Genomic DNA, 15,473 nt, shown 5'->3' with positions numbered 1-15,473 from the left:
CTCCGCCCCTGCGCTCAGTTTGCCCGCTGGTAAACCGCCGAGACCTCGGCGCGGATGATGCGGGCAATGAGCGCGCAATCCTCGAGGCTGAAGGTCAGCGGCAGGCGCATGTCGAGAATGCCGGTCAGGATGCGGTCGGTGGCGGGCATCGGCTCGGACGGGGCATAGCGCCAGCTGTCGTAACGCGAGGTGAAGGCCACGGGTTCCTGACCCCCGAACCACTTCAGCTCGACGCCGCGCGCGGCGCAGCGGGAGAGCACCTCGCCGATCGCCTCGGGCGTCCAGTCCAGCAGCAGCGCCTGGATCGAGGAACCGACGAACCGCTCGGGCGCAGGGCGGCCGATCACCGTCAGGCCGGGGGTGCCGCGCAGACCGTCCTCGACCACCCGGTAGCGGTCATTCCAGCGCGCGATCTGCGCCGGCAGATCGACAAGCTGCGGGCGCAGCAGCGCGGCGCGCAGGTTGTCCATCCGGCCCGAGACATTGGGAGTGACGTATTTCACCCGCTCAAAGGCCTCCGGCCCGGGCGCAGCGAGGTGGCGCTCGTAGAGCATGTAGCTGCCCGAGAGCATCACCGCGCGGGCGGCCAGATCCTCGTCATCGGTGACCAGAAAACCGCCCTCGCCAGAGTTCATGTGCTTGTATGTCTGCGTCGAGTAGCAACCGATCGCCCCGTGCCGCCCCGAGGGCGTGCCGTTCCAGGACGCCCCCATCGTATGGGCGCAATCCTCGACCACCTGCACCCCGGCGGCATCGCAAAGCGCCATCAGGCGGTCCATGTCGCACAGGTGCCCGCGCATGTGGCTGAGCATCAGCACCCGCGCCTGCGGCAGCTTGCCGGCGAGATCGTCGAGGTCGATCACCAGATCCTCGGTCACCCCGACGAAAACCGGCACCGCGCCCAGGGCGGCGATCGCCCCCGGCACCGGCGCGAGGGTGAAGGCATTGGTCAGCACCTTGTCGCCGGGCTGCACCTCGAGCGCACGCAGGGCGCAGCCGAGCGCATAGCCGCCCGAGGCCACGGCGACGCAATAGCGCGCGCCGGTGAAGGCGGCGAACTCCTGCTCGAGCAGCGCGGTCTCGGCGGTCTCGCCGGCGGCGGTGTTGTAGCGATGCAGCCGGCCATGGCGCAGCACCTCCAGCGCCGCGGCGATCCCTGCCTCGGGGATCGGCTCCTGCTGGGTGAAACTGCCGGTGAACCGTTCCGGCGCGAAGCTGTCGATCATGGGCGTCTCGGTCATGGGGCATTGATGCGCCCGCACCGCGCCGCGGTCAATGCGGAACGGATCACGCCGATGTGCCCGCCCGGTCCGGCGCGGTCAGCAGCGCGTGGCAGGCGTCGAGCGCGGCGCGCACCGGCGGGTCGTGGCGGGCCTCGTGGTGGGCGACGAGCCATTCGTCGTGGCAGAGCGTCTCGATGGGATCAGACAGACGCAGGAGGCCGGGCTCGGTGTCACCGGCAAAGCAGGGCATGACGATCCGGGCGACCCCCGCCAGCGCCATGTCGAGCGCCAGCCGCGCGTCGGAGGCATGGGTGACGATCTCGTCCGGATGGGTTTCGCGCAGCCAGCGTTCCGAGGGTGTGGTCGCGGCGCCAGGCGGCAGGGTCACGTAACCCTGCACCTGTGCATCCCGCCCATAGGCGGCATAGGCCAGCCGCCGGGTGCGGCGGCCCGCCAGCCAGGGCTGCTCGGGCCGGCGGTTGCGCACGCCGATATCGGCGGCGCGGCGGGCTATGTCGAGATCGGCATTGGAGGCGGTGAACTCCGGCAGCCACGGTGCCTCCGGCGACCAGACGTGCGCCAGCCCGCGCGCGAGGAAGCGCGAGGTCCAGAGCCCGGCGGTGATCCGCACGCGCACGGGCCCGGCGGTGCCCTGCTGCCAGCGCCCAAGCCGGGCAGAGACCTCGCGCAGCCCGCGCATCTCCTCGGCCAGTTGTCGGCCCTCCGCGGTGAGCCCGTAGCGCTGCGCGCCGCGCTGAAAGAGCTGCTGGCCGAGCTGCCGCTCGAGCTCGGTCATGCGGCGACTGAGGGTGGGCTGGCTCGCCCCGCTGCGCTTTGCAGCCCCCGCAAGGGTGCCCGCGTCGGCCACCGCAAGGAACAGCGCGATGTCGTCGAGGCTGGGAGTGGTTTTCATTTCTGAAAGTCCCCTTCGCGTCTTCGCGGCTAACGGCCGGCCACTCACCCAAACATACTGGGGTCAGGCGCCGTACATCTTTCAATATCAGAAGGAAGACGCTCATGCAGGTGCTTTTGCAGCCAATGCGCAAGGCGCGTCAGCCCGACACCGACTACGCCCGCGAGCGGGCCGCCGCTCAGGCGGAGGTCACAAGGATCCGACGGGCGAAACGCCGTCGCGTACTGGGAATACCGCTGCGGGTCGCACGCAAGCTAGCGACGCTGCTGCGCAGCATACCGGCAGGAGTCGCCCGGCTCAGCCGATGAGCCGGGCCACCGCCCCGGCCAGCTCGTCGAAATGGCCGATCATTGCCTCGGGCTCCAGCGCCGAGACCGCCTCGCCGTCGGGACCGAAGCCGACGAGGATGCAGGGCACGCCCGCAGCCCGCGCGGTGTTGCGGTCGGTCGCGGTGTCTCCGACAAGCAGGCTCTGCGAGACCTGTCCACCGGCGCGCTCCACGGCAGCGACGTAGGGCGCGGCGTCGGGCTTGCGCACCGGCAGCGTGTCCGCGCCGATCAGCGCATCGAAATGCGCCCGCGCGCCCATGCGTTGCATCAGCGTCTCGGCCAGCCCCTCGGGCTTGTTGGTGCAGATGCTGACCTTGTAGCCCGCCTCGCGCAGCCCCGCGACGGCCTCGAGCGCGCCGGGGTAGAAGCGGGTGTAGCGGTCAATCGCCTCGCCGTAGACCGTCAGAAGCTCGGGATACCAGCGCGCGATCAGCTCCTCGGAGAAGGCCTCGGCGCGCTCCAGCCCGGCGGTCAGCATGGCCCGTCCGCCCTTCACCGCGATCCCGGCGTCGGCCTGCGGATCGAGCCGCACCTCGAGCCCCATGCCCTCGAAACAGGCGTTGGCGGCGGCGATCAGGTCACCGCTGGTGTCGGCAAGCGTGCCGTCGAGATCGAAGACCACCGTGCGCATTCTGCTTGTCCCTTTCGCCCCGCCCTGTCACAGGCTGAAATCCAACGTGACATGGGGCACCTTGCCCCCCTGCCCCAAGCGGATAAAACGGGCGCAGGCAGAAGACAAACAGGAAACCGCATGAGCATCGCGCTGATCCTCCTTGCCGCGGGCAAGGGCACCCGGATGGACTCCGACCTCCCCAAGGTGCTGCACCGCCTCGGCCAGGCCCCGCTGCTGTGGCACGCGCTGCGCGCCGGCCAGGCGCTGGAGCCCTCGCGCTCGGTGGTGGTCGCCGGGCATGGCGCCGAGGAGGTCACCGCCTCCACCGCCGACTTCGCCCCCGAGGCGCAGGTGGTGATCCAGCAGGAACAGCTCGGCACCGCCCACGCCGTGGCGCAGGCGAAACCCGTGCTGGACGGCTTCGACGGCGATGCGCTGGTGCTCTACGGCGACACGCCCTTCATCTCCGAGGAGACGCTGCAGGCGATGCGCGAGGCGCGCGCGCAGCATGATGTCGTGGTTCTGGGCTTCGAGGCCGTCGATCCGGGCCGCTACGGGCGGCTCGTGACTCAGGGCGACGCGCTGGAGCGCATCGTCGAGTTCAAGGACGCCTCCGACGCCGAGCGCGCCATCACCCTGTGCAACTCGGGCGTGGTCTGCGCCGACAGCAAGACGCTTTTCGATCTGATCGATGCCGTGGGCAACGACAACGCCTCGGGCGAATACTACCTCACCGACATCGTCGAGATCGCCCGCTCCCGCGGTCTCTCTGCCGGTGTCGTGCGCTGCGATGAAGCCGAGACGCTGGGCATCAACTCCCGCGCCGAGCTGCGCGCCGCCGAGGCCGCCTTCCAGGCCCGCAAGCGCGCGGACCTGCTGGACGAGGGCGTGCTGATGACCGCCCCCGACACCGTCTTCTTCGCCTGGGACACCTATATCGGCCGCGATGCCGAGGTCGAACCCAACGTGGTCTTCGGCCCCGGAGTGACCGTCGAGACCGGCGCCCGCATCCGCGCCTTCAGCCACCTCGAGGGCTGCCACGTCAGCCGCGGCGCCATCGTCGGCCCCTATGCCCGCCTGCGACCGGGCGCCGAGCTGGCCGAGGAGGTGCATGTGGGCAACTTCGTCGAGGTGAAAAACGCCTATCTGGCGGAGGGCGTGAAGGCCAACCACCTCACCTACATCGGTGATGCGGACATCGGCGAGCGGACCAACATCGGCGCCGGCACCATCACCTGCAACTACGACGGCTTCTTCAAGCACCGCACCACCATCGGCAAGAATGCCTTCATCGGCTCCGACACCATGCTGGTCGCCCCGGTCACCGTCGGCGACGGCGCGATGACAGGCTCCGGCTCGGTGGTGACCGAGGACGTGCCCGCCGGTGCGCTGGCGCTGGGACGCACGAAGCAGGTGACCAAGCCCGGCTTTGCCACCAGATTGCGGGACATGCTGAAGGCCAAGAAAGCGGCCCAGAAGACCGCCCCCAAAGACGCCAAGGGAGAATAAGCACATGTGCGGAATCGTCGGCGTTCTGGGCAAGCACGAGGTTGCCCCCATGCTGGTGGAGGCGCTCAAGCGTCTCGAGTACCGCGGCTATGACAGCGCGGGCATCGCCACCGTGCAGAACGGCAAGCTCGACCGCCGCCGCGCCGTCGGCAAGCTGGTGAACCTGCAGGACTTGCTGGTGCACGAGCCGCTGGCGGGCAAGGCCGGGATCGGTCACACCCGCTGGGCCACCCATGGCGCTCCCACCGAGCGCAACGCCCACCCGCACCGGGCGGGCAAGGTCTCTGTCGTGCACAATGGCATCATCGAGAACTTCCGCGAGCTGCGCGAGGAACTTGCCCGCGCCGGGCTCGCCCCCGAGACCGACACCGACACCGAGACCGTCGCCATGCTGGTCTCTCACTACCTCGGCAGCGGCCTGAACCCGGTCGAGGCGGCCTCCAAGGCGCTTGGACGGCTTGAGGGCGCCTTTGCCCTCGCCTTCCTCTTCGATGGCGAGGAGGACCTCATTGTCGCCGCCCGCAAGGGCTCGCCGCTGGCCATCGGCCATGGCTCGGGCGAGATGTTCGTGGGCAGCGACGCCATTGCCCTCGCCCCGATGACCGACCGCATCACCTACCTTGAGGAAGGCGACTGGGCCGTGGTGACCCGCGCCGGCGCCGAGATCTTCGACGAGACCGGCACGCCGGTGGAGCGCGAGATCAAGCAGGTCCGCCTCGACCAGACGCAAGTCGACAAGGCCGGCTACAAGCATTTCATGGCCAAGGAGATCGCCCAGCAACCGACCGTGCTGGCCGAGGCGCTCGGCGCCTACCTCAAGGGCGACGAGATCGAGCTGCCCGCTCCCGGGCTCAACTTCGCCGAGGTCGACCGGCTGGTGCTGGTTGCCTGCGGCACCGCCTATTACGCCTGCCTGACCGCCAAGTACTGGTTCGAGAAGCTTGCGCGCATCCCGGTCGAGGTGGATATCGCCTCGGAATTCCGCTACCGCGAGCCGCCGGTGACCAAAGGCACCGTGGCGCTCTTCGTCAGCCAGTCGGGCGAGACCGCCGACACCCTCGCGGCGCTGCGCTACTGCGCCGGTCGGGCCGACAGGATCGTCTCGGTGGTCAATGTCGAGACCTCGACCATCGCCCGCGAGAGCGATCTGGCGCTGCCGATCCACGCCGGCGTCGAAGTGGGCGTCGCCTCGACCAAGGCCTTCACCTGCCAGCTCAACGTGCTGCTGCTGCTCGCCATCAAGGCCGCCGAGGCGCGCGGGCGCATGGCCTCCGCCGAGAAGTCCGAGCTTCTGGCGCAGCTGCGCGCCCTGCCCGGCCTGTTCAACGCCGCCCTCGACCGTGACGCGACCATCGCCAGCGCCGCGCGGCAGATCGCCGAGGCGCGCGACGTGCTCTTCCTCGGCCGCGGCATGATGTATCCGCTGGCCCTCGAAGGCGCGCTGAAGCTCAAGGAGATCAGCTATATCCACGCCGAGGCCTATGCGAGCGGAGAACTGAAGCACGGGCCGATCGCGCTCATCGACAAGTCGGTGCCGGTGATCGTCATGGCGCCCCGCGACGGGCTCTTCGACAAGACCGTGTCGAACATGCAGGAGGTGATGGCGCGCGGTGGCAAGGTCTGCCTGATCTCCGACGCGCGTGGGATCGAGGAGGCCGGGGACGGCATCTGGCAGAGCATCACCCTGCCCGAGGTCGACGAGCGGCTTGCACCGCTGCTCTACGCGCTGCCGGCGCAGCTGCTGGCCTATCACGCCGCCATCGCCAAGGGCACCGACGTCGACCAACCGCGCAACCTCGCGAAATCGGTGACGGTGGAGTAAACGGCGCCCCGGTCCCAGGCAGAGGGGGCCCTGCCCCCGTCCGCTTCGCGGACTCCCCCGGGATATTTGAACCATGTGGAAGCGCTGAATGGAAAAGCCCCGGAGGTCTGCGCGACCCCGGGGCTCCTTCTCTTTCCAAATACGCAGGCCCGGCAGCTCCGCCGGGCGCGCCCAAGGGCAAGGGTTCAGGCGAAGAGCTCGTGCGCCAGCTCCAGCGCCTCGACCAGCGTGTCGACCTCGGCCTCGGTGTTGTAGAGCCCGAACGATGCCCGGCAGGTCGCCGAGACGCCGAGGTGATCCATTAGCGGCCCGGCGCAATGATGGCCCGCGCGCACCGCGACGCCCTTCTTGTCGAGGATCGTCGAGATGTCATGCGCATGCGCCGCGCCGTCGAGCGTGAAGGAGAAGATCGCCGCCTTTCCGGGCGTGGTGCCCTGCACGTTGAGCCAGTTCAGCCCCTGCAGCTTCGAGGCGGCATATTTCGCGAGCTTGGCCTCATGCGCGGCGATGTTCTCCATGCCGAGGCCCATCATGTACTCCAGCGCCACGCCAAGCCCGATCTGCTGCACGATGCCGGGGGTGCCCGCCTCGAACTTCATCGGCGGCTCGGCGTATGTGATGCCGTCCTTGTGCACCTCGCGGATCATGTCGCCGCCGCCCATGAAGGGCTGCATCTCGGCCTGGCGGTCCTTGCGGATCCAGATCGCGCCCGAGCCCGAGGGGCCGTAAAGCTTGTGGCCGGTGATGGCGTAGAAGTCGCAGCCAAGCTCCTCGACGTTGACCGGCATGTGCACCGCCCCCTGCGAGCCGTCGACCAGCACCGGCACGCCCTTCTCGCGCGCCCCCGCCGAAATCGCCTTGATGTCGACCACCGTGCCCAGCACGTTCGACACCTGCGTGACGGCGATCAGCTTGGTCTTGGGGGTGATCGCGTCGAGCACCGCCTGCGGGTCGAGCGCGCCGCTGGCGTCCACATCGACCCATTTGATCACCACGCCCTGCCGCTCGCGCAGGAAATGCCAGGGCACGATATTGGCGTGATGTTCCATCACCGACAGGATGATCTCGTCGCCGGCTTGCATGCGCGGCATGGCCCAGCCGTAGGCGACGAGGTTGATGCCCATGGTCGAGCCGTTGGTGAAGACCACCTCTTCCTCGTCCTTCGCGCCGAGGAAGCGCGCGATGGTGCCGCGCACGCCCTCGTATTTCTCGGTGGCGAGGTTCGACAGGTAGTGCAGCCCGCGGTGCACGTTGGAATATTCCTCGGCGTAACCGCGGGTGACCGCGTCGATCACCACCTGCGGCTTCTGTGCCGAGGCACCATTGTCGAGGTAGACCAGCGGCTTGCCGTTCACCTCGCGGGCGAGGATCGGAAAGTCTTCGCGGATTTTCTGCACGTCATACATAGCTAGCCATCCCGTTCGGGCCCACTCCCATCAGGGAGACGATCATCATCAGCGCCGCGACCAGCACCGCGGTCGCGAGTATCAGCACAAGAAGTGCCTTTAAAGGGCTGCCGAACCCATGTGCCTCGTCGACAAAGCACACGAGGATCCACAGCCCCACCAGCAGCGCTGCCAGCACCAGCAGCACCGCCAGCCCGCCCGAGACGGCCCCGACCAGCGCCACGCCGACCTGCGCCACCGCGCGCAACCCCTGCAGCCAGATCAACAGCACCGCCACATCCTCGAGCCGCGCCCTGCCGCCGAAGCTGCGCCCGGCCCAGGTCAGCGCCCCGATGGTCCCGGCCAGCATCACCGCCAGCAGCAGCCCCATGGAGACCGGCATCAGCCCGCCCATGGCCGCCAGCTCGCCGCCCATCTGCATCAACCCGACGATCAGCGCGTTCAGCACCACCACGAGGCCGAAGCCGGTCAGCAGCGCCTCGCGCGACAGCTGCAGGCCGAGCAGCATCCGCGCCACCTCGCGCGGTGCGACCAGGGTCTGCCAGGCCAGAGACAGAAAACCCGCCACGGTCATGTGGCGGGCCGTTCGGCCATCTGGTCCGCTGGCCATTCGGCCACCCTCAGCGAACTGACCCAGAACCACAGGAACACCAGGAACCACAGCAGCCCGACGAGCGAGAGCTGCACGCCCTGTCCCACGAACCCCGCCACAAGCCCGTTGAGCAGCAGCAGCGGGCTGGCCGCCACAAGTGCCCAGAAGAGCGCCAGCCGTGCGCCGTAGCCAGTGCCACGGCCGCGGAAGAGCTTTGCCACCAGGTGGCTCAGCGCCGCCAGCACGTAGAGCGCAAGCGGCAGGATCACCATGCAGGCGAGCAGAGAGGCGCCCATGAGCGGGTTGAGCTCGGTGCCCTCGAGATGCGCCTGCCGCGCGAGCGCCGGCATCTGCGCGACGAAGAACATCGCGCAGGCTGCCATGACGAACATCAGCGCCCGGTCCTCGCGGGGGCCCTGCGACAGCAGGCGGCGCATCACCGCGCCCGGCCCCCGGTAGGTGGCGACGATCTCGCGCGAGAGCGACATCAGCCGCGGCGACGGCCCAGCCAGGCCGCGACCAGCTCGTTGATCTCTTCCTGGATGCCCTCGTCCTCGACCTCCTGCACCGCCTCGGCGATGAAGGCGATGGTCAGCAGATCCTCGGCGATGCCGCGCGGCACGCCGCGGGCACGCAGGTAGAACAGGCCGTCCTCGTCGATCGCGCCCGAGGTCGAGCCGTGCGAGCAGGCCACGTCGTCGGCGTAGATCTCGAGTTCCGGCTTGGCGAGGAACTGGCTGTCATCGTCCAGAAGCAGCGACTGGCTGATCTGGTAGCCGTCGGTCTTCTGCGCGTCGGGCTTGACCAGGATCTTGCCCTGGAAGACGCCGGTGGCGCCGTTGCGCAGCACCTTCTTGAAGACCTTGCGGCTTTCGCAGTTCACCGCGTCATGGGTGATGAACACCGTGTCGTCGTGGTGGAAGTCGCCGTCGCCCATGCAGGCGCCCGCGACGTGGCACACCGCGTCGTCGCCGGTCAGCTCGAGCACGCACTCGTTGCGGGTCAGCACGCCATTCACCGTGAGGGTGAAGGTCTTGAAGGTGCTCTCGGTGCCGAGGCGGCCGAAGATATGCGTCGCGGCGCGGCGCTCGTGGTCACGGCCCTGAACCCGGATGTGGTGGAAGCCGGCACCATCGGCGACGTCCACTTCCATCACCTTGTTGAAGCGCGCTGCGGCGGGACCGGATTCCAGCACCGTCACGTCGCCGCCCTCTTCGACCTTCACCACGTGGTGCAGGATCGCGTCCGAGGAGTCGTCCTCGTGGCGATAGAGCAGGTGCAGCGGCTTGGCGACCTTGCCGGTCACGCGGATCAGCAGGCCGTCGGTCGCGAAGGCGGTGTTGAGCGCGGCGAGCGGGCGCTCGACCGGGCTCTGGCCGTTTGCTTCCAGCGTGCCGTAGAGGTCCTTGGCCCAATGGATGTCCGAGGCTTCCGACAGGCGCTCGATGGTCAGCCCTTCGAGGGCCAGGTCATCGGAGTCCTCGGCGCTGAACACACCGTCGACGAAGACCACCTTGAGGCGGTCGCGCTCACCGAAGACCGGTGCTTCGTCGGTGACGTTCAGCACGGCGGCCGAAGGTGCCTCGACAGCGGTCAGCGTGTCGGGGCGGGTGTATTTCCAGTACTCGTCGCGGGCCCCGGGCAGGCCCATCGCCTGCACGCGCGCCAGCGCCGCCTCGCGGGCCGGACGCGACCAGCCGCCCTCGGGCAGGCTGAGCGCGGCCAGACGCGCGTCGGTCGCGGTCTGCTTGACTTGGGGAAGTGCCATTACGCCTCCTCCTCGATCAGGTCTGCGTAGCCGTTGTTCTCGACCTCGAGCGCCAGCTCGGGGCCGCCGGTCTTGATGATGCGGCCGTTCGCCATGATGTGCACCACGTCCGGTTTGATGTGGTCGAGCAGGCGCTGGTAGTGGGTGATCACCAGGAAGGAGCGGCCTTCGCCGCGCAGCGCGTTCACACCGTCCGCGACCAGCTTCATGGCGTCGACGTCGAGGCCGGAGTCGGTCTCGTCGAGGATGCACATCTTCGGCTCGAGCATCGCCATCTGCAGGATCTCGTTGCGCTTCTTCTCACCGCCCGAGAAGCCGACGTTGACCGGGCGCTTGAGCATCTCGGCATCGATCTTCAGCGACTTGGCCTTCTCGCGCACGACCTTGAGGAACTCGGTCGAGGACATTTCCTCCTCGCCGCGGGCCTTGCGCTGCGCGTTCACCGCGGTGCGCAGGAAGGTCATGTTGCCGACGCCGGGGATTTCCACCGGGTACTGGAACGCCAGGAAAAGGCCCGCCGCGGCGCGCTCTTCGGGCTCCATCTCGAGGATGTCCTGGCCTTCCAGCAGCGCCTCACCGCCGGTGACCTCGTAGCCGTCCTTGCCCGAGAGCACGTAGGACAGGGTCGACTTGCCCGAGCCGTTCGGGCCCATGATCGCATGCACCTTGCCCGGCTCCACGGTCAGGTCCACACCCTTGAGGATCTGCTTGTCCTCTTCTTCCAGCTTCACCTGAAGGTTCTTGATTTCCAGCATAGGTTTCCCTCCTTGGGGGTGCGGTCAGGGCCGCACGGTCAGTTTCATGATCCGCAGCAGATCCTTCACCGGGAAGGCCTGAGGGACGATCTCGAACCGGGCCATGCGGCCGGTCATTTGCGGTCGGCCGAGCCAGTGCTCGACCTTGTGATAATGTTTCCGCGGCGCGTAGTCGTCGAAGAGCAGCACCAGCGGTTTCTCAGCCCTGAAGGCGGCGGCAAGCGCGCAGCCCTCGCGAAAGCGGCCATCCACCAGCACCACGTCGGGCTGGCGAAACTCGGGCAGTTCCCAGACCTTCAGCGGGTACTCCGGGAAGCTGCGCCACTCGATCTCGTCGACCGGGTGGCCCCATTCCTTGGTCGGCCCGATGTCGGACCAGATGATGTCCACCTCGGCCCCCTCGGCGGGCGGGGTCTCGGTGAACCAGCGGCGCATCATCTGCGCCCAGTCCCTGTCCGACTCGACCGAGAAGACGGTCTTGCCGGGCATCTCGCCGGCCAGAACGGTCGAGCCGCCCGAGCCGTATTCGAGGATCACCTCCGCACGCTGGTATTCCGCGCGCAGCAGCGCCGCCTCCGCCTCGGGCAGGGTCAGCTCGGGCCGGGTCAGCAGCTCGGTCATGGCGTGATCACCACGGCCGTGCCCGACACCGAGACCATGAGCATCGAGTCGCCCACCACCTCGTAGTCGAGATCGACGCCGACCACCGCGTTTGCCCCGAGCGCGATGGCGCGCTCCCTGAGCTCGCGCATCGCAACCTCGCGGGCATCCTGCAGCTTCGTCTCGTAGGCGCCGGAGCGCCCGCCGATGACGTCGGTGACCCGGGCGAAGAGATCGCGCACCACGTTGGCCCCCATGATCGCCTCGCCCACGACCACGCCCTTGTAGGACGTGATGCGGTGGCCTTCGACGTTCGGGGTGGTGGTGACGATCATCTGCCGGCCCTCAGCCCAGGAAGTAGCGGAACGCCATCATGACGATCAGCGCCAGCCCGGCGGCCGCGCTCGCGGTGAGCATCACCGAGTTGGCCAGAAGCCCCTCGGTGTTGCCCTTGCGCTTGCGCATGCCCAGACCGATCAGCACACCGAGAAAGATCCCGATGGCCGCCCCGGCGGAGTCGAGTACCAGCTGTTGCAGCATCCGGCGTCTCCCCTTCGGCGGGCCTTAGCCCACCGAGCCTTCGAGCGAGATGGCGACGAGCTGCTGGGCTTCCATGGCGAACTCCATGGGCAGCGCCTGCAGCACTTCCTTGCAGAAGCCGTTGACCACCAGGGCCACCGCCTCTTCCTCGTCCATGCCGCGCTGGCGGCAGTAGAAGAGCTGGTCGTCGTCCACCTTCGAGGTGGTCGCCTCGTGCTCGACGCGCGAGGAGTTGTTCTTCACCTCGATGTAGGGAACCGTGTGGGCCCCGCATTTGTCGCCGATCAGCAGGCTGTCGCACTGCGTGTAGTTGCGCGAGTTCTTCGCCTTCGGGTGCATCGACACGAGACCGCGATAGGTGTTCTGCGCCACGCCCGCCGAGATGCCCTTCGAGACGATCCGGCTCTTGGTGTTCTTGCCAAGGTGGATCATCTTGGTGCCAGTGTCGGCCTGCTGGTGGTTGTTGGCGATGGCGATCGAGTAGAACTCGCCCTGGCTCTCGTTGCCACGCAGGATGCACGACGGGTACTTCCAGGTCACGGCCGAGCCGGTCTCGACCTGAGTCCACATCACCTTGGCGCGGTCGCCACGGCAATCGGCACGCTTGGTGACGAAGTTGTAGATGCCGCCCTTGCCGTCCTCGTCGCCGGGGAACCAGTTCTGGACGGTCGAGTATTTCACCTCGGCGTCTTCCTCGATGATGATCTCGACCACCGCCGCGTGCAGCTGCGCGGTGTCACGCTTCGGCGCGGTGCAGCCCTCGAGGTAGGAGACGTAGGACCCCTTGTCCGCGATGATCAGCGTACGTTCGAACTGGCCGGTGTTCTCGGCGTTGATGCGGAAGTAGGTCGACAGTTCCATCGGGCAGCGCACGCCCGGCGGCACGTAGACGAAGGAGCCGTCCGAGAAGACCGCCGAGTTCAGCGTGGCGTAGAAGTTGTCCGACACCGGCACGACGGAGCCGAGGTACTTCTTGACCAGCTCGGGGTGCTTCTTGATGGCCTCGGAGATCGAGCAGAAGATCACGCCCGCCTTCTCCAGCTCCTTCTGGAAGGTGGTGCCCACCGAGACGGAGTCGAAGACCGCGTCGACGGCGACCTTGCGGCCCGAGCTTGCGGTCTCGGACAGCTCCGAGACGGCATCCTTGCCCGCGTCGGCGGGGGCGGCGTTCTCGGCGCCCTCGACACCGGCCAGGATCATCTGCTCCTTGAGCGGGATGCCGAGCTTCTCATAGGTGGCCAGCAGCTTGGGATCGACCTCGTCCAGCGACTTCGGCTTGGTCTCCATGCTCTTGGGGCGCGCATAGTAATACTGCTTCTGGAAGTCCATCTTGGGATAGTCGACCATCGCCCAGCTGGGCTCTTCCTTCTGCAGCCAGCGGCGGTAGGCCTCGAGGCGCCATTCGGTCATCCACTCGGGCTCTTCATTCTTCGACGAAATCAGACGCACGATGTCCTCGTTGAGGCCCATCGGTGCGTATTCCATCTCGATGTCGGTGTCCCAGCCGTATTTGTAGGTCGAGACGGCCTCGACCGCGTCCACGGTCTCCTGCTCGACACCTTCCTTCACGGTGATGTTGTCAAAAGCTGCCATCAGCCTTTATCTCCTGTCGTCCCGGGGCGCACCATGCGGGCTGCCCTGCGTTTCCGGTGACGCGCGTGGCCTCAGGAGGCCGGCGCGTATTTCTTCCGATACTGACGTGCCCAGGCTTCGGCGAAGCGCAGCACGTCCTCTTCCCGTGTCGTCGGGCCCAGGCTCACGCGGATCGCGCTGCCGGCCACGTCGTCGTCAAATCCCATTGCCCGCAGCACGCGGGAGGCGCGGACCTTGCCGCTGGAACAGGCCGATCCCGCCGAGATCGCGAAACCGGCGAGGTCCATCTGCATCACCTGCGTCTCTCCCTTCCAGCCCGGCAGGGCGAAGCAGGAGGTGTTCGGCAGGCGCAACGCACCATTCCCGACAAAAATAGTCTCTGGAGCGGCAGCCGCAATAGCGTTTTCTAGAATTGTTCTAAGTTTTTCGATTCCTGTCCATACGTCATCGGCCAGATCACGCGCGGCTGCCTCTGCGGCTGCGCCAAATCCCGCTATGCCGACCAGGTTCTCGGTGCCGGCCCGCCGGCCCATTTCCTGGCCGCCGCCTCTCATCTGCGGCGGCAGATCGGTTCCGCGCTTCATCACCAGCGCGCCGATTCCCTTCGGCCCGCCCAGCTTGTGCGCCGAGACGATGGCCATCTGCGCTCCGGACCAGTTGAAGGCAAAGGGGAGCTTGCCGAAGACCTGCGTGACATCGACCACGGCCAGCCCCTGCGGCAGCTCCTGCACGACGCCGGTCTCGGAATTCGCCGCCTGCAGGGCAGTCACCGCCGGATCGCTCACGGTCACCCTCCCCTGCCGGTCCACCGGCAGATCGCAGGTAAGCCAGGCGGCCATGGCGTCATGCTCGATGTCGGCACCATGCAGCCCGCGCCCGGCGCAGGCCAGCGCCGCCGCCTCGGTGGCACCCGAGACGAAAACCACATCGGCCCCGTCGGCCCCAAGCGCCGAGGCGACCTGTGCCCGCGCCGTCTCCATCAGGCTCTTGGCGGCGCGCCCCTCGGCATGCACCGAAGAAGGGTTCCCCACCACGTCCATCGCCGCGATCATCGCGTCGCGCGCCTCGGCGCGCAGCGGCGCCGTGGCATTCCAATCGAGATAGGCCCGCGTCACGCCGCCCCTCTTTCATTGTTCCACAAATACGCGGCCCGCCGCCCGGGCGGACCCGCTTCAGACCTCGGCTGCGCCAACCTGGGCCACCGGCAGCTCGTCCTGCTCGTCGACAACATCGAAGAGCGAGGGGACCGCCGGACAGGGCGCCAGGGCGTTGCCGACCACATCCGAGAGCCGCGCCTGGTGCAGGTAGACGTAGACATGCGCCGAGAGCGACTGCCAGAGACGGTTCGACAGCGACTGCGCGCGGCTGCCCGAGGCACCACCCGAGGCACCCGCCCCCTTGTGCATCGCGTCCACCGTCTCGTCGACGGCCCCGAGGATATCGACCACGCGGATCTCGTCGGGCGTGCGCGCCAGCCGGTAGCCGCCACCGGGACCACGGACCGAGGCCACCAGACCCGCGCGCCGCAGCTTGACGAAGAGCTGCTCGAGATAGGGCAGAGAAATGTCCTGGCGCTTCGAGATATCGCCGAGCGTCACGAGGTCCCCCTCGGGCTGCAGGGCGATATCGACCAGCGCGACCATCGCGTAACGTCCCTTGGTGCTGAGCTTCACGCATGCCTCCCGGACGCGATCGCGCCCAACCGATTGACCTTGACCGGGCAATTGCATATCTGCAATCAAGCCCTCTCCCGTGCCCGCACGGGATTTAGAAACGTTCTAAAGTGCCGCAGAAATTTCGTCAACAATTT

At 67.8% G+C, this 15,473-nt stretch carries 17 protein-coding genes; 3 read left to right on the top strand and 14 right to left on the bottom strand.

The genetic code is table 11. The features are described 5' to 3' along the window. Window positions 1-14 precede the first annotated feature (14 nt). Window positions 15-1,241 (bottom strand): DegT/DnrJ/EryC1/StrS family aminotransferase, encoded by a 1,227-nt coding sequence (locus BM397_RS00785; RefSeq protein ID WP_245696118.1) that lies wholly within the window; start codon window positions 1,239-1,241, stop codon window positions 15-17. Window positions 1,242-1,287: 46 nt separating this feature from the next. Beyond that, window positions 1,288-2,136, bottom strand: a complete 849-nt coding sequence (locus tag BM397_RS00780) for a LysR family transcriptional regulator (protein ID WP_092426526.1) — start codon at window positions 2,134-2,136, stop codon at window positions 1,288-1,290. A 104-nt stretch (window positions 2,137-2,240) separates the two neighbouring features. Between BM397_RS00780 and BM397_RS00775 the strand changes: the two genes are divergently transcribed. Next, window positions 2,241-2,444, top strand: a complete 204-nt coding sequence (locus BM397_RS00775) for a hypothetical protein (RefSeq protein WP_092426527.1) — start codon at window positions 2,241-2,243, stop codon at window positions 2,442-2,444. Here the strand turns inward: BM397_RS00775 and BM397_RS00770 are convergent. Continuing rightward, window positions 2,434-3,096 carry an HAD-IA family hydrolase gene (locus tag BM397_RS00770; protein ID WP_092426529.1) on the bottom strand — a complete coding sequence of 221 codons (663 nt, stop codon included), beginning with the start codon at window positions 3,094-3,096 and terminating at the stop codon, window positions 2,434-2,436. The two genes, BM397_RS00775 and BM397_RS00770, sit on opposite strands and share 11 nt — an antisense overlap. Before the next feature lie 120 nt (window positions 3,097-3,216). On the opposite strand from BM397_RS00770, the gene glmU reads away from it, so the two are divergent. After that, window positions 3,217-4,587, top strand: a complete 1,371-nt coding sequence (glmU, locus tag BM397_RS00765) for a bifunctional UDP-N-acetylglucosamine diphosphorylase/glucosamine-1-phosphate N-acetyltransferase GlmU (RefSeq protein WP_092426530.1) — start codon at window positions 3,217-3,219, stop codon at window positions 4,585-4,587. Between the two features lie 4 nt (window positions 4,588-4,591). After that, window positions 4,592-6,409: a glutamine--fructose-6-phosphate transaminase (isomerizing) gene (glmS, locus tag BM397_RS00760; protein WP_092426532.1), complete on the top strand. Its 1,818-nt coding sequence runs from the start codon at window positions 4,592-4,594 to the stop codon at window positions 6,407-6,409. Between the two features lie 185 nt (window positions 6,410-6,594). Here glmS and BM397_RS00755 read toward each other — a convergent pair whose 3' ends face one another. From BM397_RS00755 to iscR, 11 genes are all read right to left on the bottom strand, one after another. After that, window positions 6,595-7,815, bottom strand: a complete 1,221-nt coding sequence (locus BM397_RS00755) for a cysteine desulfurase (RefSeq protein WP_092426534.1) — start codon at window positions 7,813-7,815, stop codon at window positions 6,595-6,597. Continuing rightward, window positions 7,808-8,425: a YIP1 family protein gene (locus tag BM397_RS00750; protein ID WP_245696119.1), complete on the bottom strand. Its 618-nt coding sequence runs from the start codon at window positions 8,423-8,425 to the stop codon at window positions 7,808-7,810. The genes BM397_RS00755 and BM397_RS00750 overlap by 8 nt, the downstream gene beginning before the upstream one ends. Then, complete coding sequence (locus BM397_RS00745; RefSeq protein WP_092426538.1) at window positions 8,386-8,895, bottom strand: YIP1 family protein; 510 nt, start codon at window positions 8,893-8,895, stop codon at window positions 8,386-8,388. Before BM397_RS00745 ends, BM397_RS00750 begins: the two co-directional genes overlap by 40 nt. Beyond that, entirely contained in the window at window positions 8,895-10,175 is a 1,281-nt protein-coding gene (locus BM397_RS00740; protein WP_092426540.1) for a SufB/SufD family protein, read from the bottom strand. The genes BM397_RS00745 and BM397_RS00740 overlap by 1 nt, the downstream gene beginning before the upstream one ends. Then, window positions 10,175-10,930 (bottom strand): Fe-S cluster assembly ATPase SufC, encoded by a 756-nt coding sequence (sufC, locus tag BM397_RS00735; protein ID WP_092426542.1) that lies wholly within the window; start codon window positions 10,928-10,930, stop codon window positions 10,175-10,177. Before sufC ends, BM397_RS00740 begins: the two co-directional genes overlap by 1 nt. A gap of 24 nt (window positions 10,931-10,954) precedes the next feature. Continuing rightward, window positions 10,955-11,551, bottom strand: coding sequence for a hypothetical protein (locus BM397_RS00730; RefSeq protein ID WP_092426544.1), 597 nt, complete (start codon window positions 11,549-11,551; stop codon window positions 10,955-10,957). Then, window positions 11,548-11,865 (bottom strand): heavy metal-binding domain-containing protein, encoded by a 318-nt coding sequence (locus tag BM397_RS00725; RefSeq protein WP_092426546.1) that lies wholly within the window; start codon window positions 11,863-11,865, stop codon window positions 11,548-11,550. Before BM397_RS00725 ends, BM397_RS00730 begins: the two co-directional genes overlap by 4 nt. 10 nt (window positions 11,866-11,875) lie before the next feature. Then, on the bottom strand, window positions 11,876-12,070 hold the full coding sequence (locus BM397_RS00720; protein ID WP_092426548.1) for a hypothetical protein: 195 nt from the start codon (window positions 12,068-12,070) through the stop codon (window positions 11,876-11,878). Window positions 12,071-12,094: 24 nt separating this feature from the next. Next, window positions 12,095-13,663 carry a Fe-S cluster assembly protein SufB gene (gene sufB, locus BM397_RS00715; RefSeq protein ID WP_092426550.1) on the bottom strand — a complete coding sequence of 523 codons (1,569 nt, stop codon included), beginning with the start codon at window positions 13,661-13,663 and terminating at the stop codon, window positions 12,095-12,097. Between the two features lie 71 nt (window positions 13,664-13,734). Next, window positions 13,735-14,778, bottom strand: coding sequence for a cysteine desulfurase family protein (locus tag BM397_RS00710; protein ID WP_092426551.1), 1,044 nt, complete (start codon window positions 14,776-14,778; stop codon window positions 13,735-13,737). Window positions 14,779-14,835: 57 nt separating this feature from the next. Next, window positions 14,836-15,336: a Fe-S cluster assembly transcriptional regulator IscR gene (gene iscR / locus BM397_RS00705; protein ID WP_092426553.1), complete on the bottom strand. Its 501-nt coding sequence runs from the start codon at window positions 15,334-15,336 to the stop codon at window positions 14,836-14,838. Window positions 15,337-15,473 lie beyond the last annotated feature (137 nt).

The sequence above is a fragment of the Alloyangia pacifica genome, from assembly GCF_900116195.1.
Taxonomy (GTDB): domain Bacteria; phylum Pseudomonadota; class Alphaproteobacteria; order Rhodobacterales; family Rhodobacteraceae; genus Salipiger; species Salipiger pacificus.
Note: the sequence above shows the minus strand (reverse complement) of the source record. Positions and strands in the feature narration are given on the sequence as shown.

Coding starts and splice junctions, on each gene's coding strand:
- BM397_RS00770 (WP_092426529.1), bottom strand. CDS start 3,096: ATGCGCACGGTGGTCTTCGATCTCGACGGCACGCTTGCCGACACCAGC.
- glmU (WP_092426530.1), top strand. CDS start 3,217: ATGAGCATCGCGCTGATCCTCCTTGCCGCGGGCAAGGGCACCCGGATG.
- BM397_RS00785 (WP_245696118.1), bottom strand. CDS start 1,241: ATGACCGAGACGCCCATGATCGACAGCTTCGCGCCGGAACGGTTCACC.
- BM397_RS00755 (WP_092426534.1), bottom strand. CDS start 7,815: ATGTATGACGTGCAGAAAATCCGCGAAGACTTTCCGATCCTCGCCCGC.
- BM397_RS00725 (WP_092426546.1), bottom strand. CDS start 11,865: ATGATCGTCACCACCACCCCGAACGTCGAAGGCCACCGCATCACGTCC.
- BM397_RS00780 (WP_092426526.1), bottom strand. CDS start 2,136: ATGAAAACCACTCCCAGCCTCGACGACATCGCGCTGTTCCTTGCGGTG.
- BM397_RS00745 (WP_092426538.1), bottom strand. CDS start 8,895: ATGTCGCTCTCGCGCGAGATCGTCGCCACCTACCGGGGGCCGGGCGCG.
- sufB (WP_092426550.1), bottom strand. CDS start 13,663: ATGGCAGCTTTTGACAACATCACCGTGAAGGAAGGTGTCGAGCAGGAG.
- BM397_RS00730 (WP_092426544.1), bottom strand. CDS start 11,551: ATGACCGAGCTGCTGACCCGGCCCGAGCTGACCCTGCCCGAGGCGGAG.
- sufC (WP_092426542.1), bottom strand. CDS start 10,930: ATGCTGGAAATCAAGAACCTTCAGGTGAAGCTGGAAGAAGAGGACAAG.
- BM397_RS00720 (WP_092426548.1), bottom strand. CDS start 12,070: ATGCTGCAACAGCTGGTACTCGACTCCGCCGGGGCGGCCATCGGGATC.
- BM397_RS00740 (WP_092426540.1), bottom strand. CDS start 10,175: ATGGCACTTCCCCAAGTCAAGCAGACCGCGACCGACGCGCGTCTGGCC.
- BM397_RS00775 (WP_092426527.1), top strand. CDS start 2,241: ATGCAGGTGCTTTTGCAGCCAATGCGCAAGGCGCGTCAGCCCGACACC.
- glmS (WP_092426532.1), top strand. CDS start 4,592: ATGTGCGGAATCGTCGGCGTTCTGGGCAAGCACGAGGTTGCCCCCATG.
- BM397_RS00750 (WP_245696119.1), bottom strand. CDS start 8,425: ATGGCCAGCGGACCAGATGGCCGAACGGCCCGCCACATGACCGTGGCG.